Below are 23,864 nucleotides of genomic sequence, written 5' to 3'. Positions count from 1 at the left end.
CGGACACCAACGCGGGCAACTCCTTCACCCGCTACGACGGGAACGGCGTCCACGTTCAGACGGGCACCCCGTTCCACGCCGCCGAAGGCACCTTCGTGGTGCTGCGGGAACCGGTGGCCGGCGGGGCCGCCCGCACGGGCTGGCTGGAGGACCTCGGCGGCGTCCGGCTCCAGCGTGACGTCGCGGAGCTCGGTGACGGCGCGCTCCGCGTCGAGTTCGCCGGCGGCACCGGGCCGCGTCACGGGGAGTTCACCGTCTATGACAGCCACGGCGCGATCACCCAGCAGGGATTCAACGTGCTGCGGGACGGCCGGGCGACCCCCTACCAGTACGTCGTCACGCACACGCCCGGGGGCGGCGGGACATGGGTGCGCGCCGCCAACCCGCACGCGGGCAGGCCGCCTGCTGACGCCGGCGCTTCCGGTGTGTTCAACGCGGGGAAGGCCGAGGTGTCTCCCGACGGCAGCCGGGTGCGGCTGCTGACGGACAACAAGGTGGAGGTCTTCGACCGCCGGCCGCTGCCGGGGGGCGGCGCGCTCGACTCCTTCCGCCGTACGGGCACCGTCGGCTTCGGGCGCTTCACTCGCCGGACGACCTGGGTGCATTGGGACGACGCGGGTGGTCTGCTCAACCACGGGACGAGGCGCTACGACACCTCCGGCTTCTCCTGGACCGACGTCGACCACCGCGGCAGGGACGTCCACGCCTACCGCGACGGGCTGCAGAAGTTCAAGATCGACGTCGCCGGGAAGACCGAGAGCAAAGCCGGTCACATCTTCGCGGTGAAGGGCGAGGGTGGCAGGTGGAGATGGCACCGCTACGACGCCGCCGGCAACGAGGTGGCGACCGGCGAGCGCACGACGCACTTCGACGGCGGCTGGAGCGACCACTGGACGAATGCGGACGGGCAGCGGGTTCTCGCGCAGAAGCAGTGGGGCCCGATGCACGCCCCGGAGAACGCCGGGCACTACCTGGAGCACAAGTGGGACGCCGCCAAGGGCGGAGTGCAGGACGACCTCTGGGAGCGGCAGTCGCCGCACGGAAAGGACGCGGGGAAGGTCGAGAAGTTGCCCGATCAGGGCCTGCTCACCACCACCCGCTGGTCCGAGCAGCGCCCGCCGCTGTGGGCCCGCAAGGTCCTGATCCGCGCGGCGACGCCCGGGGCTGACGTCGGCCACCTCGCGGGCGACAGGAACTTCCAGATCTACCTGTGGACCAAGGAAGGCGGATCGGGCGCGGGGGGAGGCGTGCGCTACGTCGGCATGGACGGCGGCGTCGTCGACCTCGCGGGCGACGGCTCGTTCGTCCGCTCCGTGACCAAGCTCCACAACGGCGACACCCTCAAGGTGGGCGACGTGGCCGTTCACGACCTGCCTCCGACGGCCAACCTGCCGTGGCAGGACGGCAGGAACACCGGCTACCGGGTGCCGGTGGACGCGCCGACGGCCGGTCGCGGCGGCGAAGGCCTGAGATGGCAGGACCGCTTCCAGGGCGTCGACGGGAACTGGAAGGTCGCCCGTGAGGGGTTCGGCGACGGCTCGGTCCGCGAATACGTGAACGCGAGGCAGGTCGACCCCGCGACCGGCCAGTGGCAGGGCGGCACCAACGGGTCATGGGTGCAGCGCGACGCCCACGGCAACGTGACCGGCGTCTCCCAGACCTGGGACGGCGTCGACGGCCAGGTCGTCGGCCTGGGCACGCCGGACTCGTCGGCGTGGCGGTGGCGGGCGAACGGCGCCGAAGGAGACCGCTTCTTCTTCCGCGGGTCCGACGACCCCAGACTCCCCTGGGACGACTCCTTCCGCGACTTCGACGGGACCGGCAACCTGATCCGAGAGCAGAACATGCTCGACGGCGGCAAACACGTGCAGGCCTGGAAGGTCGAGACCAACGGCGCGGAGAGCTGGCACGTCAACAAGTTCGACAAGTCGGGCAACCTGGTGTCGTACGGCGACGGGCAGCAGGTGCGCCGCCTGTGGTGGAATCCCGAGGCGCAGACGTGGGACGCCGCCTGGTCCCCGGGCAGGCAGCACTGGCGCGACGTGATCCAGAATCCCGGAAGCGACGACGTGGTCGTCCGGGAGGTGCCTCCCCACCTGTCCATGGAGGAGGGCCCACTGCGGGTACGCGAGTACCGGCCCGACGCCAAAGCCCCGACGCCGGGGGCATGGAAGGAGTTCGACCACGGCTCCGTGGTCCGCGAGCGCACCTCCGTGGGCGGGGGCGTCTTCCTGGAGAAGGACGCCTGGCGCGGTCAGTGGCGCCGCTACGACGCCGACGGCCAGGTCATCGCCCAGCGGACCGACAACGGTCTCGTCTTCGAAGGCGGGCCGGACCACCTGCGTCTCACGGGCAACGAGTACGACTTCCGCGGGCCCGTCACGGAGCTGCGCGGCTGGGGCCGCCGCATCCGCGAGGCCAACCGCCTGCCGTGGGGCGAAACGATGTCCGTCGAGAGGACGGCGGCCCTCGACGGCCTCCACGGCCTGCCGGCCGAGCACGCCGGCCGGGTGGTGCTGGGGGAGGCGAAGTACGAGTCCTACCTGTCGGTGCTCGCCAAGAAGGTGGCGCTCGAGTTCGGCCAGGAGTTCATTCTGGAGTTCGGCGCCAACCTGGCGGTCAACGGCATCGTCGCCGAGATCAACAACAAGCCGTTCACCGGCAAGGACGCGCTGAAGGCGTTCGCCAACGCGGCGGTGAGCGCGGGCGTCAAGGGCGTGGCCGGCACCGTGGCCCACGAGATCAGGGGCCAGGGCATCACGACCAAGGCCGTCTGGTCGAACGTCGACGGCGGCAAGCACTGGACGCGCCACCCGAACAACCACGACAAGACCTGGGCCAACGAGTGGGCCGGCAACGAGACGGCCACCCGTTGGCGCGGCGGCACCTACGACTTCGGCTTCGGCGTGGGCACCTCCGTGATCGCCGGCTTCATCAACGGCAGCATGAACGCCGCCGTGTGGGGGGTCACGGGTCCCGACGGGCAGAGCCACATATTGAGCGGCGCCGGGGCCGTGGGCGAGGGAGGCATCTCGATGTTGTCCGCGCTGACCACGGCGTCGAGCGCCGGAGTGGTGAAGAACCTGGCCGTCTTCGGCCTGGGCGGCCGAGGCTTCCACCGGCAGGGCTTCGGCGAGTTCTGGGTGCAACTGGGCTTCAAGATCGGCGAGAAGACCTTCAACTCGTGGCTGTCGTCCACCATCAGGAACGGCATCAACCCGTGGTGGCTCCAGACGCCGCCGAACCAGCAGTGACGTCCAAGGAAATCTTCATGCTCACTCAACAGGGCCGCGTCCACGCGGTCGGGCCGAAAGGCCGCGGCGTGCACCGCACGATCGGCGACGCCGTACGGGCGGCGGCCCCGGGGGACACGGTGCTGATCTCCCCGGGCCGGTACGCCGAGGCGGTGACACTCGGCCGCAGGGTCAGGCTGGTGGCCGAGCACGGCGCGCGGAGCGTGACGCTGGCCGCGCCCGCGGAGGCCGGTCCCGCCCTGACGGTGGAGGGCCCCGACTGCGCCGCGCACGATCTCGTGATCGAGGGCGACCCCGGCGACGCCGTGGTCAGCGTGGCCCCGGCCGCCGGCCTGGTGATGTCCGGCTGCCTGGTGCGGGGCGGGCGTATCGAGGTCCGGGGCGCGGAGGAGCACTCGGCCGGTGAGCCTCCGGAAGAGGAGGACCTGAGGGATCCCGCGCAGCAGGGGCCGGCCGCCGCCGTGCTGCTTCGCGACTGCCGCCTGGAAGGCGCGCGGCTCGCGGCCGTGCACCTGTCAGGTGCGGCGGCGGCCCGGATCGAGGACACCGTCGTGGCCGCCGTCGACGGCACCGGCCTCGTCCTGTCCGGCACCGCCCGCCTCGACGCCGTACGGCTGCGGCTCGACGGCGTCTCCGGTTCGGGGATCCGGCTGCGCGGCCGGGCCCGCCTGCGGCTCGACGACTCCGTCGTTCACCACGCCGGTCGTTCAGGGCTGCTGCTCGAGGACGGCTCACGCGTGTCGGCGGACGACACCCGGATCGACGCGGCCGGGGAGGCGGGAGTGCACGTCACCGGGTCCGCCCGGGCCGACCTGGTGAACTGCCGGATCACCCAGACCGGCGCCAGTGGACTCGTGGTGCGGGACGAGGGCGCGCTCGTCGCCCGCGGCTGCACGGTGGTGAACGCGACGGCCAACGGCCTGCTGGTCACCGGCACGGCGCGCGCCGAGATGACGGACTGCAGGCTCGACCGCTCCGGCTACAGCGCGGTCCATCTCGGCGGATCGGCCACCGCGGCGTTGTCCGACTGCCGGGTCAGGGACGGCGCCGAGCACGGCGTCCATCTCACCGGCGCGGCCCGTGCGGAACTCACCGACTGTGGAATCGCCGGGGTCACGATGGACGGCGTGACCGTCGACGAGCAGTCCGCCGCGACGCTGAGGGGGTGTCGGATCTCGGCCGGCGGCACCGGCGTCCGGGTGGCGTCCCCGGCCGGGTCCCACGCCGAGCACTGCACCGTGACCGGCACCGGCCACACCGGTGTCGAGATCGCCGGGGGAGCCAGGGCGACGCTGGCGGGCAACCGCATCACCCGCGCCGGTGCGGCGGGCATCGTGGTCGACGCCCGCGCCGAGACGACGGTGGAGGGCGGGTCCGTGGAGGACTGCGCCGGCTGCGGCATCGTGGTCTGGACGGACGCCAGGCCCACCGTGACCGGGCTGCGGATCGAACGACCGGCGAAGAACGGCGTCTACCTCGCCGAGGGTGCCGGCGGCACGTTCACCTCGTGCGACGTGGTGCGGACCGGCTTTCCCGCGCTGCACGTGGCGGCGAAGGCCGACCCCGTCTTCCGCCGTTGCCGGGTCCGCGACTGCGCGGAGATGGCCGGCGTCGTGGACGGCGCCGCCCCCGTGTTCGACGACTGCTCGTTCGGCGACGGCGCGCCGCCGCCCCAGGCCGCCGCCTCCCTGCCGTCCGTCTCCGGCACGCCGCCGGTGCCGTCGGCGTCGGGGGAGCCCCACGAGGCGGACGGGCCGGAAGAGCACCTCGACGACCTGCTCGGAGAACTGGGACGGCTGGTGGGCCTCGACGGCGTCAAACGGGACGTCGGGTCGCTGGTGAAGCTCATGCAGACGGTGCGGCGCCGTGAGGAGGCGGGCCTTCCCGCGCCGCCGCTGAGCCGCCACCTGGTCTTCGCCGGCAATCCCGGGACCGGCAAGACCACCGTCGCCCGTCTGTACGGCCGGCTCCTCAAGGCCCTGCACCTGCTGCGCCGGGGGCACCTCGTGGAGGTCGACCGCAGCGCCCTGGTGGGGGAGTACGTCGGGCACACCGGTCCCAAGACGACCGCCGCGTTCAACCGCGCGCTCGGCGGCGTGCTGTTCATCGACGAGGCGTATTCGCTGGTGCCCGCGGGCGGCGGCACCGACTTCGGCCTGGAGGCCGTCGCGACGCTGGTGAAGCTCATGGAGGACCACCGCGACGACGTCGTCGTGATCGTCGCGGGCTACCCCGCCGACATGGCCCGGTTCATCGACTCCAACCCGGGCCTGTCGTCCCGTTTCAACCGCACGCTGCTCTTCGAGGACTACGGCGCCGGCGAGCTGGTCGCGATCGTCGAGCACCAGGCGCGGGAGCACCTCTACGAGCTGACCGAGGCGGCCCGTGCGGAGCTGGCCCTGCAGTTCGAGCGGATGCCGCGCGGTCCCGGCTTCGGCAACGGGCGGTGGGCGCGGCAGGCCTTCCAGGAGATGACCGAGCGCCAGGCGCAACGGGTCGCCGAGGTGGAGGACCCCACGCCCGAGGTGCTGATGCGCCTGGAGGTGGAGGACCTGCCGCGGCTCGGCGGGGCTTCCTGACTCGTCCTGGCACCTGCGCGGCGATGGTCGCCCTTGCTCCGAGAGGCGTGCGGTATGTCCCCGGTTTCGTTTCTCACGGAAGGCGCGCGCGTTTCCGTGAGAAACGAAAAGGGAGGGCCAATGCCCTCGGCCGCGGTCGCCCGGGCGGGGGCACTCCATCAGGGGCGTCCGGACGCGGTCGCCCCGGGGCGGCGGGGCACTCCGTCAGGAGCGATCCGGATGCGGTCGTCCCGGCAGGAGAGATCCCCGCGGCGTCGCCTGGGGTCCGACCTCGTCGCACGAGTCAGTGGGAGAGGGGGCAGGCGGTCAGCGGGTGGGCGAGGCCTCTTCGGCGCGCCGGACGAGGTCTGCGATCCGCGAGGCGAACTCGGGCCACAGGGCACGGGGCAGGCTGCGGCCCATGCCGTCGATGACCGGCCAGCGCCGCCTGCAGGTCGGGCACCGGTGCCTGGGAGAAGTGCGTCGACCGTCCGGTGTCGCGGTTGTCGAAGCGGATGACCTGGAGGCCGCGGCCGGCCAGTTCGGCGCAGAACCCCTCCGGCCAGTTGATCATCTGCGCGCCGCCGCCCATCAGTAGCAGCACGGGCGGTGCCACGTGGTCGCCGAATCGCTCGTAGGTCACCTCGATGCCCGACGGACCGACGTTCAGCGCCTTCTCTTCGCTCATGCCCACCATTTCTTCCCTGACGGCAGGAAGGGTTTCATGGACTTGTGCCCACCCCTCATGCGCGTTTCCCGGAATTCAGCCGACGAGAGCGCATGTTCTGGCCGTCAGGCGCCTCTCGCAAACCCGGTAACCGGCATTACCAGATGACGACACCGCCGTTGACGCTGCGGGCACGGCCGAGGGCGTCAGTGATGTTTCCGAGGCGGCGCCGGATGTAGTCGTCCCGCCAACCGGTCTCAGCCGCGATCGCCGGGATATGGCCGAGCAGCATCTCGCATTCGGCGGCGAAGTCGTCGAGCAGATCCGGCTCGAGCCAGAGATCGGAGTCGGCCAGCGACGGTATGGCCGGCCGATCAGGGTTTGAACCCCTTCTGGTCGCATCGCTGGCTCAGCGAGATCAGGAAGAACCCGACGGCCGCCCCCATGGCCTGGACGTTCGGCTCGCGGCCCGGCTCGGTCGCCAGTCTGTCCAGCTCCTCCTGGTAACTCTGAGCGCCGCTCTTGATATTGCCGAAGCTGGTCTGGAGGTCCTTGTCGTCGGTCTCCAACGCGGCGACCCGATTGAGCGCTTCGACCTTCTGCTTGCCCTCCGTGTCGGAGACGGGGGCACCGCGGTTCAGCGCCCACCCCTGGGGGTCGATCTTCGCGTCCTTCAGGATGGTGTAGGCCTCGGCGCAGGTGTCGGCGGGGTTCGGGCCGCCGCAGGCTGTCAGGGAGGCTGTGAGGACCGCAGACGAGGCGAGGATCGCGAGCTGGCGCGGATGCATGGCGCCAGGATGATCGTCAGTCACGCGCCCCGTCAAGACGGGGCCGCCGCCTCGATCAGAGTCCGGGCTCGCCGGGACGCCCCGTCGTCGCGGGGCGCCTCACGCCAGGAGTTCGCGGACACGCGGGATGACCTGCGTGCCGTAGAGCTCGATGTTGGTCATCAGCGCCTCATGCGGGAGGCCGCCCATGGCGTACTTGAGGTCGAAGCGGTTCGCGCCGAGCGCGGTGAGGTTGGCCGCGATCTTCTGTGCGACCGTCTCCGGCGACCCGACGTAGAGCGCCCCGTGGGGCCCGATCTCGCGGAGGAACGACTGCTTGCTCGGGACGGCGAACCCGCGGGTCTTGCTGACGTTGCGGATGACCTCCAGGTAGCGCGGCCAGAACTCGTCACGGGCCTGCTCGTCCGTCGCGGCGACGTGCCCGGGGGAGTGCACGCCGACGGGCAGCGGGGCGCGTCCGAACTTCTCCAGCGCCTGCTGGAAGAGCTGGGAGAACGGCGCGAAACGCGCCGGGGATCCGCCGATGATCGCGAGCATCAGTGAAAATCCGTGACGCGCGGCGCGGACGACCGACTGGGGGCTGCCGCCGACGCCGATCCACGCGGGGAACGGCCCTGACTCGGTGTGCGGCACGACGTCCTGGTCGCGGAGCGGGGCGCGCATCGTGCCCTGCCAGGTGACCGGTCCGCCCTTGAGCAGCTCGGCGAACAGCTCGGCCTTCTCCTCGAAGAGGCTCTCGTAGTCGGACAGGTCGTAACCGAAGAGCGGGAACGAGTCGATGCTGGAGCCCCGTCCGAGGACGACCTCCGCCCTGCCGCCGGAGATGGCGTTAAGCGTCGAGTAGCGCTGGAACACCCGGACGGGATCGTCCGAGCTCAGCACCGTGACCGCCGATCCAAGGCGGATCCGGGTCGTGCGCGCGGCGATCGCGCCGAGGACCACGTCGCCCGCGGGCATCGGGAAGTCGTCGGTGTGGTGCTCGCCGATTCCGAAGAAGTCCACGCCGACCTGGTCGGCGAGGACGCCCTCTTCGACGACGTTCCTGATCGTCTGGGCGTGTGAGAGCGGGTGGTCGTCTTTGTCGTGGGTCAGGTCGCCGAAGGTGTCCAGCCCGAGGACGAGGGGGAACATCGCGGGTTCGCCCGCGGTGGTCTGTACGTCGGATGACGGTGTCGTGGTCACGTCGAGTCTCTTCGTCTGATGGTGAGGAAAAAGGGAAGGGGTAATCCGTCAGGCGGCTTCGACGGAGACGGCCCGCTCGAACGCGTCGCGGCGCAGCGACGCGCCGAAGACGGGGCCGCCGGGTTCGAACAGCCGGCCGTTGCTCAGGCCGCGCAGCCGGACGGCGTCGTAGCCGATGCGCTCGACGACCTCCGCCACGAGGTCCACGGCGCCCGCGTCGTCGCCGGCCACGCCGAGCGCGCGGCGGTCCGGCGCACCCGCGGGCCGTCGTTCCTCTTCGACCTCGTGGTAGCCGGTGTGGTTGAAGGTCTTGACGATCGTCGACTGGGCGAGCCGGTGCTGAACGATCTCGCTGCTGCCGTACCGGCGGTCTTCGAACATCGCCTGAACGCCGTCGGTGGGCGGCCAGTAGTTCATCGTGTCGACGACCAGCTTTCCGGCCACCAGCGCCGGGTCGAAGGTCGCGAACTTGTGCAGCGGGATCGCCAGCACCACGATGTCGGCGTCGGCGACCGCCTCGGCCGCCCAGCGGGGTTCGGCTCCCGGCACGAGGATCCGGCTGATGAGCGCGATCTTCTCGGGGTCGCCGGAGGCCGAGATCGTCACGTGGTACCCGGCCTCGACCGCGACCCGTGCGATCACCGGGCCGACGTGCCCGGCGCCGAGCACGGCGATGCGCGGTGACGGAACGGCACTGTCAGACATGGAGATCCTCTCGGCTGGTGGCGGTCTGTTCCGGGCGAAGGTGGTTCTGCAGGGTCCGCAGGATGTCGGCGAGCGCCTCGAACTGCTCCGGCGTCAGGGCGTCGGCGAAGTTCCGCTTGATGGCCAGCGCGTGAGGTGCGGTCGCACCGCGGAACATCCCGGCTCCGTCCTCCGTGAGCGACACCTCGGCACCACGGCTGTCGGTGGAGCAGTCATCACGGCGGATCAGGCCGCGCCTCTCCATCCGCCCGAGGTGATGGGACAGCCGGCTTCGCTCCCAGTCGATGACCGCCGCGAGCTCCGACGACCGCAGTCGGCTGCCGTGCGCCTCGCTCAACGCCAGCAGCACGGCGTAGTCGGCCGGAGAGAGGCCGGAATCCCGCAGCAACTGCGCGCCCAGGATTCTGCGCAGCTCGGCGGTCGTGTCGACCAGTGATCGCCAGATCGCGAGCTCTCCCACCGACATCCGCCGCCGCGCCGCCGCACGGGTGACGCGGTCGCCGTCTCTCATGGTCCGCACCTCATTTCGTTGACGCGTCAATCATTAGCATATGGTTGACGCGTCAATCAAATTCGGAAGGGGCGGCGATGGAGAGCACGCGATGATCGTCGGTCGTCGCATGGTTCCACGGGCCGAAGGTCGACGATCTCCACGAGTGTGATGGTTTGCCGGAAAGGCGTGAGTCACGGGATCGTCCATCAGTATGATCGCTGGCCGGAACGATCTCCCCCCGGAGGGCTGAGCCGTGATCTTCATGAGGTGGACGGGGTTCGGATGCCTGTCGCCGCTGCTCTTGATCGCCTTGTTCTTCGGCGGCGTGGGCGCCGGGTGGGCCCTCACGGGAGGCGACGACATCCAGGTCGCGTTTCTGACCGGGGCGGGCCTGATGGTGCTCCTGGCGCCGCTGCACTGGCTGCTCGGACTGGCGCTCAACTCCAAGCGGACGCCTTCCGGGCGTAGGTGGCACGACGAGCACACCTACTTCGACCAGCCGGTGCAGTACGGGTTCGTCCCTCAGTTGGTGTTCGCACTGATCATCGGATCGATCGCGCTCGGCCAGCTGACCTCTCCGCTGTACGGCTGGCTGATGTTCGTCGGCGTCCCGGTAGCGGCGCTGGTGGCCTACGGACTCCTCGACAAGGAGCGCCGCCTGGGCCCGGTGAGCGACTTGGCCCTCGGCTACACGCTGGTGATGCTCGTGATCGGGTCGATCGCGGTCGGCCAGTTGACCTCTGCGCTGTACGGCTGGCTGATGTTCGGCGGAGCCCTGCTCGTCGCGCTGATGGTCTACGTCAGGATCGGTTCGCGGCGGCAACTGCGCAGCGTCGCCGACCGCAGGGAGTTCGCCGCGGGACGCGGCTGGCTCTACAAGAACAGTGGCGGTGACCTCACGCTGCGCTGGCGGGACCTGTTCGGCAAGAAGGCCTTCACGATAGGCCCGTTCGGGATCCTCGGAGGTGAGGTGGAGGGACTGCCGTTCACCGCGTTCGACAGCGAGCCGGGCGGGCCGGAGACACGCCGGACGTACTGGGCCGTCCACCTGCCGGTCGCCTACCCACGCGTCCAGGTGCTGTCGGCGCGGGGGAGCGGGATCGACGGTCTGTTCTCCGCGTTCGCGAGCGGCGTCCCGTCCGCGACGCCTGACGACCTGCGCGCCGAGACCGCCGACGCCGCGTTCGGGCAGGCGCTGCTGACGCCGCAGGTCCGCTCGGCCACGGTGGCGTTCGGGCTGGTCGGCTGGCGGATCGAGGGCCGCGATCTGCTCCTGGTCCGGTCGCGCGCCAAGCCGCACACCGCCGACGAGGTCGCGCAGGTCGCCGCCCACCTGGCCGGGCTCGCCCGCCAGTTGCCCGCCGACCTCGCGAGCCGCTTCGGCGCCCCGCCCAGCACCGACATCCCACTGCGAATGGCCGGGGCCGCGTGAAGGCGGCTCACCATCTGCGAAGGCGCCGCACGACGAGTGACGCTCCGGACCTCACAGGAGCACGTCAGGGGCCGAGGCGGTGGCGAGGACCTCGTTGAACCCCTCGGTCGAGCTGGGGTGGGTGTAGATGGCGTCGCGGAGTTCGCCCGCCGTGACCCCGTGGCGTATGGCGAGGGCGACCGTGTTGACGAGCTCCTGCGAGTCGACGCTGAGCAGGGCGGCGCCCAGAATCCGGTCGGTGCCGGCGTCGATGACGAACTTCATCAGTCCACGGGTCTCCTCGACGATCCGGGCGCGGGGCATCGCGGCGATCTCCACGATCGGCTTCGTGGCGATCTTCACCTGGTGCCCTTGGTGACGCGCCTGCCTCTCCGTGAGGCCGACCGTGGACAGCGGCGGCGTCATGAACAAGGTGTGAGGGACCGCCCGGCGGTCCGCCGTCGATCGTGCGCCTGTGCCGATCAGCTGGTCGGCGACTATGCGGCTGTCGTCGAGTGAGATGTAGGTGAACTGCGGCCCTCCGTTCACGTCGCCGACGGCGAAGACGTGTGGCTGGCTGGTGCGCAGATGTTCGTCGACCTCGATCGCCCCGCGCTCGGTGGTGCGGATGCCGGCGGCCTCGAGCCCGAGCCCGCGGGTGGCCGGCGAGCGGCCGGCGGCGACGAGGATCGTGTCCGCCTCAAGCGTGTGCCGCGCCCCGTCCTTCTCGTAGGCGATGGTCGCGCCGTCGTCCCCGTCCCTGACCTCGGTGACCCGGGCTCCTGTGACCAGCGTGATCCCTTCGCCCTCGAGGATGCCGACGGCCGCCGCGGCCACGTCGTCGTCCTCGCGGCGCAGGATCCGCGGGGAGACCTCCAGGACGGTGACCTCGGCGCCGAACCGGCGGTACATCGCGGCGAACTCGATGCCGAGGTAGCCGCCGCCGAGGACGGCGAGCCGCCGGGGCAGCTCCGTCGTGCTGATCAGATCGGTGCTCGTCGTGGCGTACCTGCTGGCGGCCAGGCCGGGAATGTCGGGGATCACCGGTTCGGAGCCCGTGTTGACGACGATGGTCTCCGCGGTGATCGTGAGCCGGTCGGCGCCCGCGCTGACCTCGACGGTCTTGGGGTCGACGAACCGTGCCCGGCCGGTGACGACCGTCACGGCGTCGATCGTGTCCAGCATCAGGAAGTTCTTGCCGCGAAGCAGCGTCGTCAGCCGTTCCACCGAGCCGACGGCCTGCCGGTACCACTCCTGTGAGGAGTCGTCCCGCCGCCGCGACTCGGCGTGACGGACCAGCGCCTTGGTCGGCACACACCCGATGTTGATGCAGGTGCCTCCGTACATGCGGTCGGACTGCTCGACCATCACCACACGCCTGCCGAGGCGGCCGAGCGTCGCGGCGAGCGTCTTGCCGCCCTTGCCGAATCCGATGACCAGGACGTCGACGTTCAAACCGTTGCTCAACTCGTTCATGCGTCTAGAATCCAACCGAACGAGAGAGACGACAAGGCGCTGAAATCTCGATTTCTATCGCGAAAGTATCATGGACCCGGTAAGCCATCTGATCCGTCTGGCCCGTCTGCGCGGCGCCGTCGACAAACGCTGCCTGCTCGCGGGTGACACGACGATCGACAACGGGACGCGCCCGGCAGGCGAGGCGCCCTTCCATCTGCTCCTGGAGGGCGAGTGCACCCTCGAGCTCGCCGACCGGAGCCTCGACCTCGTGCCCGGGGACGTCGTGCTGCTTCCACGGGGACGCGCGCACCGCGTCCACACCCGCGGCCGGGGACCCCGGAGGGCGCTGGTCGAAGAGGCGGGCGGCGCGTTCCCGACAGCGCGCAGCCAGGGGGCCGCGAGCGAGATCGACCTGTTCTGCGGCCACTTCGCGTTCGGGCCGGGCGCCGGCGAACTGCTCTTCCAGAGTCTGCCCGACCCCCTGCACGTGTCGTTCGGCGCGGAGGCCGGCGAACCCGTGCGGATGCTGAGCGCGCTGATGCGCAGCGAGGCGCAGAACGACGGCCCGGGCACGACGGCGATCGTGATCTCCCTGTGCGACGCGCTGCTCGCGATGGTGCTGCGCAGCACGTCGAACCGCCGCCTCGCCGGCGACGCCCTCTGGACGGCCGTCGACGACGAGCGCCTGCGCGCGGTCGTCGACGCCGTGCTCGGCGATCCCGGGCGCGACTGGACCATCCCCGAATTCGCCGGACTCGCCGCGATGTCGCGCGCGACCTTCATCCGCCGGTTCACCCGCGCGACGGGCATGACCGTCGGAGACTTCCTCACCCGCGTCCGGATGATTACCGCCGCCGAGCTGCTCACCGCCGGCGACCGGCCGGTCGGCGCCGTTGCGGCCGAGGTCGGCTACCGGTCGGAATCGGCCTTCGGCCGCGCGTTCCGCGAGGCGACGGGGACCACCCCGGCCCGATTCCGGCGGACCACGACCCGCTCCTGACAGGACGGAGCGCCCGGTGTCCGAGCGCTCCGGCCCATCGGAGATCACGAGCGGGTGGTGGATTCGCGGTGAAATCCCTTCGGGGACAATTACGTGTTCCCGTGCCCCCGTAATTGATTTCGACCTGCACCGTCATTCATCGACGGAATTCGATTGCCGGATTGACGAATGCGCGTCCCTTGACGGCGGGGCCATGTGTTCAGCCGGTCACTTCGGAAAGGCGACCAGTGCGTCCCGGCGGACCTTCGCGGGCTCCGCCGTACGACGCTGGATCTTGCCGCTCGCGGTCACGACAACGAGCGTGTTGTGCATCTTGCCCTTGACCCGGACCATCAGCCGGCCGTCCTTGAGGTACATGGCGCCCAGCAGGGTGCCGCGGACGGGGATCGCGACCGTCTTGCCCGTCTTGGTGTCGACGATCGTGGGGCGGAACCCGTAGGGCCACATGCCGTCCCCGCCCGGGTCCGAGGGGGTGAGCCGGTGGACGATCATCCGGCGGCCGTTGGGTGACAGGCTCTGGACATGGTTGGCGTACCTGATGCCGGGGACCTTGCGCGACGTGTGCGTCCTGACATCGAGCAGGTGGACGCCTGCCGTGCCCCCGGAGTATCCGGCCAGGTAGCGGCCGTTGCCCGACCACGCGAGATGGCAGGAGCCCCGGATCCGGCCGATGACGTATCTCTTCGTCCCGTCCGCCTTGGCGGCCGCGATGACCGGCACTGTGGATTTCGCCCGGGAGGGGTAGGCGACGGTCTTCGAGTCCGGTGAGAAGACGGGGGTCTCGCAGGGCGCGTGGCCCGCGTCCGTGGCGATCGTCCGGTCCCCGATGGCACGGCCGGTCGCGGTGTAGCGGGTGACGTGCACCTTTCCCTGATAGACCCAGGCCGCCTTGGTGCCGTCCGGCGACACCGCGACCTGGGTGATGCGCCTGCCCCCGCCCAGCGTCGCCACGCGTAACGGGGCCCCCGGCCGTGCCCAGACGATCTGGGCCGCACCCGTTGCGTTGAACCGCACGTAGACGCTGCCGCCGGCGCCGCCACCGCTGCCGCTACTGGTGCCGCCGAGCGCCGATGAAGCGGCGACGGCCGGCGGCTTCGGCGTCGTGGCGGCCGCCGTCGGGGCGGCGCCCGCCGCCTCCCAGGCCACCCCGGACACCATGACCAGGGCCGCCCCCGTCGTGGTCAGTACCCCTCGAATCGACTTCATTTCTGCCCCCTTGTTCATTTCCCGTCGACCTTTTGATGCCGGTTCGAGGGAAAAAGTTTGAACACCGTTGTGTCACGGGCGGGAGCATTCGAATTTCCGGTCGCGCCGTACCGGAATCGGGTGCGCACCGAGATATCGGCCGGGGCTGTAACGAATACGAGCCGGCGCTCATTCGCTCGAGTTCAGCCCGGTTCCCCGGCGTGCTCGTCGGGGGACAGGGCCGGGATGTCGGCCGGATACAGGCTGACCAGGAGGCCGTACGCCTCTCCTCGCGGGGCGCCGGACGGGGGCGGGTCGGTGGCGTACTCGCGGAGCCGGACGGCCAGCGCCTCGGCCTCGTCCTCGGTGAGCCAGAGGTGGCGCAGCATCGTGCGGCCGCCCTGCCCGGGACCTGGGGGGAGCATCTCGGCCAGCGCGGCGTTGATGAGGAACTCCGGGCCGACCTCCGCGTCCTCGCCGAGTTTGAAGCCCCGGCTGACCAGCGCGAAGTACTGTTCGGTGCCGCCGCGGACCTGCCGGGTGGACGCCAGGCGGACGAGGCCCGCCTCCCGGAGGATCCGCACGTGATAGCCGATGGTTCCCTTGGTCGAGCCGAGTGCCGCCGTCAGCTGGGCGAGCGTCGCGGGCCGCTGCCGCAGCAGGTTGACCAGGCGATGGCGCACGGGATGACCGAGCGCCCTGAACTGCGCCGGTGAGCGCAGGACCAGCTGCTCCTGCTCGGGCGACTCGTCTTCCATCCATCAAGTGTCGAGGAATGTCGACGCTTTGACAAACGACCGGGCCGGACTCCAGACTCAGTCAAGCGTTGAGAGTTCTCGACGCTTCATTCGGTTCGAAGGGATCATCGATGCCCGTCTCCACGGCACATGTCGCCACCTCCCGCCCTTCTCGCTACATCAAGCAGCTCGTCTCGCACATGGGCCACAAGGTGACGGCTGAGCTCTCCGGCGATGGCAGGGGGACCCTCGCCTTCGCCCAGGGCACGTGCGTGCTCACACCGGCGCGAGACCACCTCGAACTGATCGTGACGGCGGCGGACGCCGAGGCCGTCGCGGGTGTCCAGGACGTCGTCACCCGGCACCTGGTGCGGTTCGCCGCCCAGGAGGAGCTCGACGTGGAGTGGACGGAGCCGGTCGAGGGGACCGATCTGCAGCTCGTCGAACCCGTCGTCGGCGACTATCTGCTCACGCACTGCACCCCGCCCGGAGAGGTGCTCGACGAACTGGTCGTCGCGACGCGGGAGGCCACCGGCGACGCGTCCGGCATGCAGGTCTCCCGGGACGAGGGCGCCCTGCTGACGATGCTGGTGCGACTTGTCGGCGCGCGCAACGCCATCGAGGTGGGCGTGTTCACCGGCTACTCCTCGATCTGCATCGCCCGGGGACTGCTCGAGGGCGGGCGGCTCCTCGCCTGCGACGTCAGCGACGAGTGGACCTCCATCGCCAGGGACTACTGGGAGCGCGCCGGCGTGGCGGACCGGATCGACCTGAAGGTCGCCCCGGCCCTCGAGACGCTGCGCGCGCTCCCCGCGGAGCCGTCCGTCGACATCGCGTTCATCGACGCCGACAAGGAGAACTACCCGGCCTACTACGAGGAGATCGTCCAGCGGCTGCGTCCCGGTGGCCTGGTCGTCCTGGACAACGTGTTCCTCGGCGGCCGAGTCATGGACCCGGCCTTCCAGGAGGAGCGCCATCTGGCGATGCGCGCTCTGAACGATCTCATCGCGACCGACCCCCGGGTCGAGTCGGTGATGTTGCCCGTGCGGGACGGCGTGACCCTCGCCCGCAGGCGCTGACCGGCGGCTCCCCAGGGCCGGCGATCAGCGGGGCTGACCGGCGGGATGTTGTGGTTGATACGGAAAAGTTGGTTCGGGTCGTACTTCGCCTTCAGTGCGGCCAGCCGCCGGTAGTCCGCCTCGGTGTAGGCCCGCCTGACCCGCTCGGGAGCCGAGTCGTGGTCGAACAGGAACCCCGGAAGCATGGCGCCGGTGTCCCACCGCCGGAGCCGCCCCAGCACCTCGTCGGCGGCCTTGCGCGCCGCGTCGGCCTGCCCGGCCGGGGCCGGCATCCGCAGCCACAGGTGGAAGGCCGCGCCCTGGGTGCTGACCGCGTGCGGGCGGCCGGGCGGCCGGTTCAGCGCCCCGCCCAGGTGACGTAGCTCGATGCCGGGGAACGGGCCCCCGGGCGCCGACGGGTCGATGAACGAGACCAGCTCCTCCACGGCCTCGTCGTCCAGTTCGTTTAACAACGCGCCGCGCAGGTGCGCCATGACCGGGTGCTTGGGGTCCTGGTAGATCTCGGTGATCTGCGTGTACGGCCTGGCGCCGCAGGTGTCCTTCTCCGGGCCGAGCGCACGCAACGGCTCCACCAGCCGCGCGCCCTGTTCCCCGTCCCCCGTGTAGACCACCCGGAACTGCACGAACGAGCGGCCACGGAACTCCTCGGGCAGCTGTGGCGCGTCAGGGAAGCGCAGCAGCGTCACGGAGGACGACATCTCGTCCGGCTGCTCCTTGACCCAGGCCAGGTAGGAGCCGAGCACGTGGGCGGCGTGCCTGGGGTCCTCGCCCGGGTAGTAGAGCTCACCGCCGTAGACGGTGCGCAGCGGCAGCAGCTCGATCTCGGCCGCGACCACGACACCGAAGTTGCTCTTGCCGCCCCGCGCCGCCCAGAACAGGTCGGGCTCCCGGGTCGGCGAGACGGTGCGGAGCAGGCCGTCGGCGGTGACGATGTCGAGCGAGCGGACGTGGTCGGCGGCGAAGCCGTACGTGCGGCAGGCCAGCGGGAGCCCGCCACCGGTCAGGTAGCCCATCACCCCGACCTGGCCGGAGGAGCCGCACAGGGGCGCGAGGCCGTGCTCGGCCGCCGCGGTGAGCACGTCACCCCACCGCAGCCCGGCTCCGATCCTCGCGGTGCCGGCCCGCGGGTCCACCGACAGCTCGCGCAGCTCCCCGGTGGCGATGAACACGGCCCCATCCGCAGGCACCGACTTGCCGTGCCCGGTCGACTGCACCGCGACCGGGCGTCCTGCCGTCGCCGCGAACCGGACGGCGGCGGCCACGTCATCGGCGTCTGCGGCGACCACGACCGCCGCGGGCCGGTGCTCGACCGTCAGCAGCCAGCCGGAGCAGGCCTCCTCGAAGCCCTCGTCACCGGGGTAGAGCATGCGCCCCCGGATCGGCGCGCTGCCGTCGGGTGCGAACGAAACAGTGAAGGAATCGGTCTGGTCGTCGTGGCGCGCCAGACCGGTCCAGACCTCCGTGGGGGTCTGGTCATCCGCCTTGCTCATGAGAGATCACACCTCTACACAACGAGATTGTTGGACTGACCAACGTTGGTATGACCAACAATACACATAATCGTGGGCGCGGCCAACAACTTGCTAGATTGCCCCCGTGGACACCCCAGAGGGACCGCCGCCGCAGCGGCTGCGCACGCTGCCGAGCAGGTTGACCAACCAGGCGGCACAGACCGCCAACCGGATCGTGGGTCAGGCGCTCGCCCAAGCCGGCGTCCGGCGCTACCACTACGCCCTGCTCGCCACGCTGGAGGAGTACGGCCCGGCCAGCCAGGCCGCCCTCGGCCGCCGCACCGGCATCGACCGCAGCGACATGGTGGCGACCGTCAACGACCTCGCCGAACGGGGACTCCTCGAGCGCGCACCCGACCCGGAAGATCGCCGGCGCAACGTCATCACCATCACCGGGGCAGGCCGAAGGCAACTCACCGACCTCGACCGGCTAGTCGCCGCCGCCCAGGACAAGTTCCTCGCCCCGCTGCCCGAGGCCGACCGGCGGAACCTGATCGACCTGCTCACCCGCCTCGCCGATCATCACGGCGACAGGCACGACTGAGGTGTCGTTCGCCCGCCCACCGGCTGAGGAGACCGGGCCTCCGCCGCGGCGGCGTCAGAAGCCGATGGACGCGGCGACGGGCAGGTGATCGCTGCGGGTGGCGGGCAACGTCCAGGAGGAGACCGGTTCGACGCCCCTGACGAGGATCTGGTCGATGCGGGCCATGGGGAACGCCGCGGGCCAGCTGAAGCCGAACCCGTCACCCGCCGCGGCCTGGGCCGAGCGCATCTGCGAGGTGACCGGGGACAGAGCCCTGTCGCCCGCCGTGCCGTTGAAGTCGCCCACGAGGACGGTCCTCTTGACGGGGTCGTCGCGCACGGCCTCGGCGAGGAGTCTGGCGGACGCGTCGCGCTGGTCGGCGGTGAAGCCGGCGTCGAGGTTGACCCGCACCGACGGAAGATGGGCGACGAAGACGGCCAGGGGTCCGTGGGGGGTCTGGACGGTGCTGCGCAGGGCGCGTGACCACTCCATGATGCCGACCGAGTGGGTGTCGGACATCGGGTACTTGCTCCACAGCCCGACGGTGCCCCGGATCGCGTGGTACCGGTACGCGCCGGCCAGGGCCTTTTCGTAGACCGGTATCGCGGAGGCGGTGAGCTCCTCGAGCCCGACCACGTCGGCGCCCGAGGCGATGAGGGCCCGGGCGGTGCCCTCGGGGTCCGGGTTGTCGTTGTTGACGTTGTGGGAGGCGACGATCAGGTCCCCGCCGTCCGACCGCTTGTCGAGGAGCGTGCGGCCGAAGAGGGCGAGCCAGATGACGGCGGGCAGCGTCAGGGCGACCAGGGCCGTCGCCGAGCGGCGGGCCAGCGCGAAGGCCGCGAGCAGGGGGACGGCCAGCCCCGTCCACGGCAGGAAGGTCTCAGTGAGGCTGCCGATGTTGCCGGCCCGGTTGGGGATGTGGGCGTGCAGCACCATCACCAGGGCGGGCAGAAGCGCCACACCCCCGATGATCCTCCCGCGCCGCCACATCCCGTTCTCCCGACGCCTCTCGTCGGTCTCACCGCCGTCACCCTCACGCGAGGTGGCGTCGGCTGTCGTCGTCATGTGGCTTCACTTCCCCTCGTGGCGTGCCGCCAGAGCCGAGGGCAGCGAGTCTTGAACCGCAGCGACCACCTTCTGGCCGTTGTCCCGACCCGCCGGGGAGATCCCCTTGGGGGAGCGGTGCGCGCGTGCAGGTTCATCTTCGCCCCGCAGGCTACCCGAGCATCGGCGTCTTGGCGGATGATCCGAAGCCCCGGTGGAGATCGGTATCACGGCAGACTCTGCCCGATGCGGATGTCCGCCGTGTCGGCGTCGTGCGTCGGCGCCCGCTCAGGTGCGTGTCGGACGTGTATCAGTCCTGGACCGCGCGCCGCCCGGGAGGCGGAGCTCGGCGACGGCGCCGCCGTCGGGGGCGTTGCCGAAGGTGAGCTCCGCGCCGATCACCTGGGCCTGGCCGAGGGCGATGGTCAGGCCGAGGCCGTGCCCCTGGCCGCGCTCGGCCGCACCGGTCCGGAACCTCTGAGGCCCCTCTGCCAGCAACTCGCGGGGGAACCCCGGACCGTGATCGCGTACGGCGATCGTCGTGCCGTCGACGGTCACCTCGACGGGGGACACGCCGTGACGGTGCGCGTTGGCCACGAGGTTGGCGATGATCCGGTCGAGACGGCGCGGATCGGTCTCGGCGACCGGATCACCCGTGACGGTCAGCCGCACCTGGAGGCCCGCGCGGCGTACGGAGTCCTCGACGACCCGGCCGAGCGGCACCACGGCGCGCTCGGCCCGTTCGGCGCACGCGTCGAGGCGGGAGATCTCCAGCAGGCTCTCGACCAGGGACCGCAGCACCCGCACCCGGTCGCGTACGAGGTCGGCGGCCTCGCCTTCCGGCAGCAGCTCGGACGCGGTGGTCAGGCCCATCAGCGGGGTGCGCAACTCGTGGGCGACGTCGCCGGTGAAACGTTGCTCGCTCACCAGCCGGTCCCGCAGGCTGTCGGCCATCGTGTCGACGGCGGCCGCGATCTGGGTGATCTCGTCGCCGCCCGAGCCTCTCGTTCCGATCCGGGCGTCCAGGTCGCCGGCCGCGATGCGCCGCGCGGTCCCGGCCACCCGTCTCAACCGCCGGTTGGGCAGCTCGGCGGCCAGCGCCGCCAGCGGCACGACGACGGCGAGCACGGCGAGCGAGGCCTCGACGATGTGCCGGTCGAGCGCCTGCAGGCTCCGCAACTCCGACCCCAACTCCATCTGGACGGCGATCACCTGGCCGTCGACCGACTCGGCGGCCCACATCCACGGTGTGTCCGGCCGACGGTCGTCGTACCAGAAGCTGACCTGTCCCGGGCCCCTGACCTGGCGGACGAGCGCATCGGGCATCGCTCCCGGATCCTGCAGGGGGTCGGCGACCCCGGTCCGCCGGTATTGGTCGACCACGGGCCCCAACGCGTTCGTGGCCCGCTCCCTGCCGATGGACATGGAACGGTCGAAGGTGCTCCGATGGACCAGCACTCCCACGGCGAGCGCGACCGCACACGACGCCATGGCCACCAGCGCGGCGATCTTCCAGCGCAGCGATCTCCAGTTCAGCAGCTCGCGCGCCGCCCGGACGAGGGTGCCCACCTCAGCGCCGGAGTTTGTAGCCGAAGCCGCGGACCGTCTCGATCCGGTCGGCGCCGACCTTCCTGCGCAGCCGCTGGACGCACAGGTCGACGACGCGGCTGTCGCCGTCCCATCCGTAGTCCCAGACGTTGCGCAGCAGGGTCTGGCGGTCGAGCACGATCCCGGGATTGGCGGCGAACTCCAGGAGCAGCCGCAACTCGGTGGGGGTCAGCGCGACCTGCCGGCCGTCCCGGAACACCTCCAGGCCGTCGGTGTCGATGCGGAGGTCTCCGATGACCAGCCCCGATCCCGGCTTCTCGGGCTCCTCGGCCTCGGCGGAGAAGGTGGCGCGGCGCAGCAGCGAGCGGATCCTCGCCACCAGCACCGCCGTGTCGACCGGCTTCACGACGTAGTCGTCGGCGCCGGCCTCCAGCCCCGAGACCACGTCCAGCGAGTCGGCGCGGGCGGACATCATCAGGATGGGGACCGGGCTCGTCTCCCTGACCCGCCGGCACAACCCGATGCCGTCCAGACCGGGCAACATCACATCCAGCAACAGCAGATCGTGCCGTCCGTCCCTGAAGAGCTCCAGTCCGGTCAGCCCGTCGCCGGCGACGGTCACCGTGTAGCCGTAGCGCTCCAGGGCCATCCCGACGGTCTTGCGGATCACCTCGTCGTCCTCGACGAGCAGCACCGCGACAGGAGCCGATGCCCCGCTAGCGGCTCTCAAATCAGACATCTCTCTCGAACGGCACATGCATCACCAGGACGATACCCGGTCGGAACCGCGGCTCGGCGCGTGCTCCTTCGGGGCCGGAGGCCTCGCTCGCCGGTCGCGGGGCACCCGGAGGAGCGCGGCGGGCCGGGACGGAGGAGGGGCACAGCCGCAGGCCGACCGTGCCCCTCCACCGGGAACGTCGCTCAGTGCGAGAGCACCCGCTGATGGAGATCGGTGACGGTCTTGCGGGCCGACTCCAGCGCGCCCGCCTGCCAGGCGATCATGTAGCTCAGCCAGTCGCCCGCGAAGTGGACGTGGCCGGCCGGCCGGTTCAGCAACTGGTACCCGCCCGTGCGGGACGGCCAGCCGACCCAGGCGCCCTCGATGTGCGGCTGGAGCCTCCAGGAGACCGACACCGAGGCGGCCAGCTCGTCGCGGTACTTCGGTCCGTGGATCTTCATGCCCTGCTCGACCGCGCGCTTCTCCCGCTGTGCGTGGGGGAGCGCGGCGTAGGCGTCCTGGTTGGCGCCGTTGTTGTAGTACCCGATGATCAGGCCGCGCCGCGTGCCGTACCCGTAGGAGGGATACCACATGACGGACAGGTCGAGATCGGTGTTGGTGATGCCTCCGTAGATGTTCTCGTCGGTCTCCCACCACCGGCGGCGGTACTCCAGCCCGATCTTGCCGGAGGACGTCACGGTCGGCATGGACAGGGCGGCCTGCACGTCGGGCCCGAGGTTGTGCGGGGTCTTGGCCAGGATGTGCGGCGGCATGGCCGCGACGCAGAAGTCCGCCGTGACCTTCCGCTTCCTGCCGTGGGCGTCCTGGTACTCGACCTCGACCCCGTCGGCCAGGTCGGTGATCCTCGTGACCGTCGACCTCAGCGAGATCTTGTGCCTGCCGATCGCGTCGGCGAACGCCTTCGGGATGGCGTCCATGCCGCCGACCGGCTGGAACATCAGCATCGCCTGGTCGTAACCGAACTCGAACGAGAACCGCTGCCCGACGCCGCTGGCGAGCACCTCCGACAACGACGGCACGGGCCCGAGGATCGTGCCGGGCTGCTCGCCCGCGCCCGGGTCGACGCTGTAGCCGCGGTGCTCGTTGCCGGTGTAGGCGAAGCCGCTCGCCTTGTTGCCGATCGAGCCGAAGCCGCGGAGGAAGGACAGGAGGCGCTCCTTGTCGTCCGCGGTCAGCTTGGCGTCGAGCGCGCCGCTGTCCGTGGCGGTCGAGAGCAGTTCGGAGATGTAGCCGTAGACGTCCGCCTTGGCCGTACGCCAGCGGACCGGGGAGGTCATCCCCGCCGACGCGTTGAAGATGTACGACTGCGAGTTGGAGTTGGTGAAGACCTCCAGGGGGACGCCGAGCTCACGGCAGTAGTCCATGGTGACCATCCACTGCGCGAGCCTGGCGGGGCCCGCGTTCATGTAGATGCCGTCGGAGAAGCGGGCGGTCTGGGTCGAGCCGTCGAGCTCGGTGATCTTGTCGCCGCCCCTGATGGTCCAGTTGCGGCCGCCGACCCGGTCGAGCGCCTCGAGCACGGTGCAGTCGTAGCCGGCCTTGCCGAGTTCGTAGGCCGTGGCCAGGCCCGCGATTCCGGCGCCGAGGATCACGACCTTCTTCGCGGCCCTTCCGGTCAGGGAGAAGTCGGATGGTTGAGGGGGGACGAAGGCCGTGCGGGCCGCCGCCTCGGCGGTCGGCGCGAGGCCGAGCGCGCCCATCGTGGCGAGAAGTGCACCGGCTCCTCCGGTCGCGCCCACCGCTGTCAGGAATCCACGCCTGCTGTAGCTCACAGACACCTCCAAGATCTCTGGAGGCAAGTGTGAGGACGATCTGTTGCCGGAGATCGACGATCATGTTCCGGGCCAATTTCTCCCAAACCGAAATAAATTACGAAATTCCATGATTATTGCGGCGGTGTTTCCGGAACCCGTCGTCCGGCCGCGGCGGCGGCATCCTCGGAGGCATGGAACGGCCCGCCGCTTTCCGGTTTCGCTCACCAG

At 70.7% G+C, this 23,864-nt stretch carries 18 protein-coding genes and 1 pseudogene; 6 read left to right on the top strand and 13 right to left on the bottom strand.

The features are described 5' to 3' along the window. Together Pph01_RS34840 and Pph01_RS34835 are read left to right on the top strand one after the other, a co-directional pair. Positions 1–3,254, top strand: a 3,254-nt coding sequence (locus tag Pph01_RS34840; RefSeq protein ID WP_204077472.1) for a hypothetical protein, incomplete at its 5' end; no start/stop codon positions are given. 17 nt (positions 3,255–3,271) lie between these two features. After that, positions 3,272–5,833: a right-handed parallel beta-helix repeat-containing protein gene (locus Pph01_RS34835; protein ID WP_204077471.1), complete on the top strand. Its 2,562-nt coding sequence runs from the start codon at positions 3,272–3,274 to the stop codon at positions 5,831–5,833. A 283-nt stretch (positions 5,834–6,116) separates the two neighbouring features. Here the strand turns inward: Pph01_RS34835 and Pph01_RS34830 are convergent, their stop codons facing one another. From Pph01_RS34830 to Pph01_RS34810, 5 genes are all read right to left on the bottom strand, one after another. After that, complete coding sequence (locus tag Pph01_RS34830; protein WP_204077470.1) at positions 6,117–6,500, bottom strand: alpha/beta fold hydrolase; 384 nt, start codon at positions 6,498–6,500, stop codon at positions 6,117–6,119. Between the two features lie 353 nt (positions 6,501–6,853). Further along, the gene (locus Pph01_RS34825; protein ID WP_204077469.1) at positions 6,854–7,267 is read right to left on the bottom strand and encodes a hypothetical protein; all 414 of its coding nucleotides are present in this window, start codon (positions 7,265–7,267) and stop codon (positions 6,854–6,856) included. Positions 7,268–7,366: 99 nt separating this feature from the next. Further along, complete coding sequence (locus Pph01_RS34820; protein ID WP_204077468.1) at positions 7,367–8,449, bottom strand: LLM class flavin-dependent oxidoreductase; 1,083 nt, start codon at positions 8,447–8,449, stop codon at positions 7,367–7,369. A 48-nt stretch (positions 8,450–8,497) separates the two neighbouring features. Continuing rightward, positions 8,498–9,154 carry an NADPH-dependent F420 reductase gene (locus Pph01_RS34815; protein ID WP_204077467.1) on the bottom strand — a complete coding sequence of 219 codons (657 nt, stop codon included), beginning with the start codon at positions 9,152–9,154 and terminating at the stop codon, positions 8,498–8,500. After that, positions 9,147–9,665 carry a MarR family winged helix-turn-helix transcriptional regulator gene (locus Pph01_RS34810; RefSeq protein WP_204077466.1) on the bottom strand — a complete coding sequence of 173 codons (519 nt, stop codon included), beginning with the start codon at positions 9,663–9,665 and terminating at the stop codon, positions 9,147–9,149. Before Pph01_RS34810 ends, Pph01_RS34815 begins: the two co-directional genes overlap by 8 nt. A gap of 235 nt (positions 9,666–9,900) precedes the next feature. Here Pph01_RS34810 and Pph01_RS34805 point away from each other — a divergent pair, with 235 nt between their 5' ends. Continuing rightward, positions 9,901–11,079: a hypothetical protein gene (locus Pph01_RS34805; RefSeq protein WP_204077465.1), complete on the top strand. Its 1,179-nt coding sequence runs from the start codon at positions 9,901–9,903 to the stop codon at positions 11,077–11,079. Positions 11,080–11,130: 51 nt separating this feature from the next. Here Pph01_RS34805 and Pph01_RS34800 read toward each other — a convergent pair whose 3' ends face one another. After that, positions 11,131–12,534: an FAD-dependent oxidoreductase gene (locus tag Pph01_RS34800; RefSeq protein WP_204077464.1), complete on the bottom strand. Its 1,404-nt coding sequence runs from the start codon at positions 12,532–12,534 to the stop codon at positions 11,131–11,133. 70 nt (positions 12,535–12,604) lie between these two features. Here Pph01_RS34800 and Pph01_RS34795 point away from each other — a divergent pair, with 70 nt between their 5' ends. Next, positions 12,605–13,516 carry a cupin domain-containing protein gene (locus Pph01_RS34795; protein WP_204077463.1) on the top strand — a complete coding sequence of 304 codons (912 nt, stop codon included), beginning with the start codon at positions 12,605–12,607 and terminating at the stop codon, positions 13,514–13,516. Between the two features lie 207 nt (positions 13,517–13,723). Here the strand turns inward: Pph01_RS34795 and Pph01_RS34790 are convergent, their stop codons facing one another. Continuing rightward, the gene (locus tag Pph01_RS34790) at positions 13,724–14,722 is read right to left on the bottom strand and encodes a hypothetical protein (RefSeq protein WP_204077462.1); all 999 of its coding nucleotides are present in this window, start codon (positions 14,720–14,722) and stop codon (positions 13,724–13,726) included. Between the two features lie 182 nt (positions 14,723–14,904). Then, entirely contained in the window at positions 14,905–15,459 is a 555-nt protein-coding gene (locus Pph01_RS34785; protein ID WP_204077461.1) for an ArsR/SmtB family transcription factor, read from the bottom strand. 110 nt (positions 15,460–15,569) lie between these two features. Here Pph01_RS34785 and Pph01_RS34780 point away from each other — a divergent pair, with 110 nt between their 5' ends. After that, entirely contained in the window at positions 15,570–16,517 is a 948-nt protein-coding gene (locus tag Pph01_RS34780; protein WP_204077460.1) for a DUF2218 domain-containing protein, read from the top strand. 53 nt (positions 16,518–16,570) lie between these two features. Here Pph01_RS34780 and Pph01_RS34775 read toward each other — a convergent pair. Continuing rightward, positions 16,571–17,884, bottom strand: a pseudogene (locus Pph01_RS34775) (FAD-binding oxidoreductase); the annotation flags it as partial. A gap of 229 nt (positions 17,885–18,113) precedes the next feature. Between Pph01_RS34775 and Pph01_RS34770 the strand changes: the two are divergent. Continuing rightward, entirely contained in the window at positions 18,114–18,572 is a 459-nt protein-coding gene (locus Pph01_RS34770) for a MarR family winged helix-turn-helix transcriptional regulator (RefSeq protein WP_204077459.1), read from the top strand. A gap of 54 nt (positions 18,573–18,626) precedes the next feature. On the opposite strand, the gene Pph01_RS34765 is transcribed toward Pph01_RS34770, so the two are convergent. From Pph01_RS34765 to Pph01_RS34750, 4 genes are all read right to left on the bottom strand, one after another. Next, positions 18,627–19,541, bottom strand: a complete 915-nt coding sequence (locus Pph01_RS34765; RefSeq protein WP_373315704.1) for an endonuclease/exonuclease/phosphatase family protein — start codon at positions 19,539–19,541, stop codon at positions 18,627–18,629. Positions 19,542–19,883: 342 nt separating this feature from the next. Beyond that, complete coding sequence (locus Pph01_RS34760) at positions 19,884–21,164, bottom strand: ATP-binding protein (RefSeq protein WP_239117237.1); 1,281 nt, start codon at positions 21,162–21,164, stop codon at positions 19,884–19,886. A 1-nt stretch (position 21,165) separates the two neighbouring features. Then, on the bottom strand, positions 21,166–21,882 hold the full coding sequence (cseB, locus tag Pph01_RS34755; protein ID WP_204077457.1) for a two-component system response regulator CseB: 717 nt from the start codon (positions 21,880–21,882) through the stop codon (positions 21,166–21,168). Positions 21,883–22,064: 182 nt separating this feature from the next. Further along, positions 22,065–23,654, bottom strand: a complete 1,590-nt coding sequence (locus tag Pph01_RS34750; RefSeq protein ID WP_239117236.1) for a flavin monoamine oxidase family protein — start codon at positions 23,652–23,654, stop codon at positions 22,065–22,067. Positions 23,655–23,864 lie beyond the last annotated feature (210 nt).

The sequence above is a fragment of the Planotetraspora phitsanulokensis genome (genome assembly GCF_016863295.1).
GTDB lineage: Bacteria > Actinomycetota > Actinomycetes > Streptosporangiales > Streptosporangiaceae > Planotetraspora > Planotetraspora phitsanulokensis.
The sequence above is the reverse complement of the archived record's forward strand: the minus strand, read 5'-3'. Positions and strand labels throughout refer to the sequence as shown.

Excerpts from the sequence above, each read along its gene's own strand:
- Pph01_RS34835 (WP_204077471.1), top strand. The coding sequence starts at position 3,272 with ATGCTCACTCAACAGGGCCGCGTCCACGCGGTCGGGCCGAAAGGCCGC.
- Pph01_RS34830 (WP_204077470.1), bottom strand. The coding sequence starts at position 6,500 with ATGAGCGAAGAGAAGGCGCTGAACGTCGGTCCGTCGGGCATCGAGGTG.
- Pph01_RS34825 (WP_204077469.1), bottom strand. The coding sequence starts at position 7,267 with ATGCATCCGCGCCAGCTCGCGATCCTCGCCTCGTCTGCGGTCCTCACA.
- Pph01_RS34815 (WP_204077467.1), bottom strand. The coding sequence starts at position 9,154 with ATGTCTGACAGTGCCGTTCCGTCACCGCGCATCGCCGTGCTCGGCGCC.
- Pph01_RS34810 (WP_204077466.1), bottom strand. The coding sequence starts at position 9,665 with ATGAGAGACGGCGACCGCGTCACCCGTGCGGCGGCGCGGCGGCGGATG.
- Pph01_RS34800 (WP_204077464.1), bottom strand. The coding sequence starts at position 12,534 with ATGAACGAGTTGAGCAACGGTTTGAACGTCGACGTCCTGGTCATCGGA.
- Pph01_RS34795 (WP_204077463.1), top strand. The coding sequence starts at position 12,605 with ATGGACCCGGTAAGCCATCTGATCCGTCTGGCCCGTCTGCGCGGCGCC.
- Pph01_RS34790 (WP_204077462.1), bottom strand. The coding sequence starts at position 14,722 with ATGAAGTCGATTCGAGGGGTACTGACCACGACGGGGGCGGCCCTGGTC.
- Pph01_RS34785 (WP_204077461.1), bottom strand. The coding sequence starts at position 15,459 with ATGGAAGACGAGTCGCCCGAGCAGGAGCAGCTGGTCCTGCGCTCACCG.
- Pph01_RS34780 (WP_204077460.1), top strand. The coding sequence starts at position 15,570 with ATGCCCGTCTCCACGGCACATGTCGCCACCTCCCGCCCTTCTCGCTAC.
- Pph01_RS34765 (WP_373315704.1), bottom strand. The coding sequence starts at position 19,541 with ATGTGGCGGCGCGGGAGGATCATCGGGGGTGTGGCGCTTCTGCCCGCC.
- cseB (WP_204077457.1), bottom strand. The coding sequence starts at position 21,882 with ATGTCTGATTTGAGAGCCGCTAGCGGGGCATCGGCTCCTGTCGCGGTG.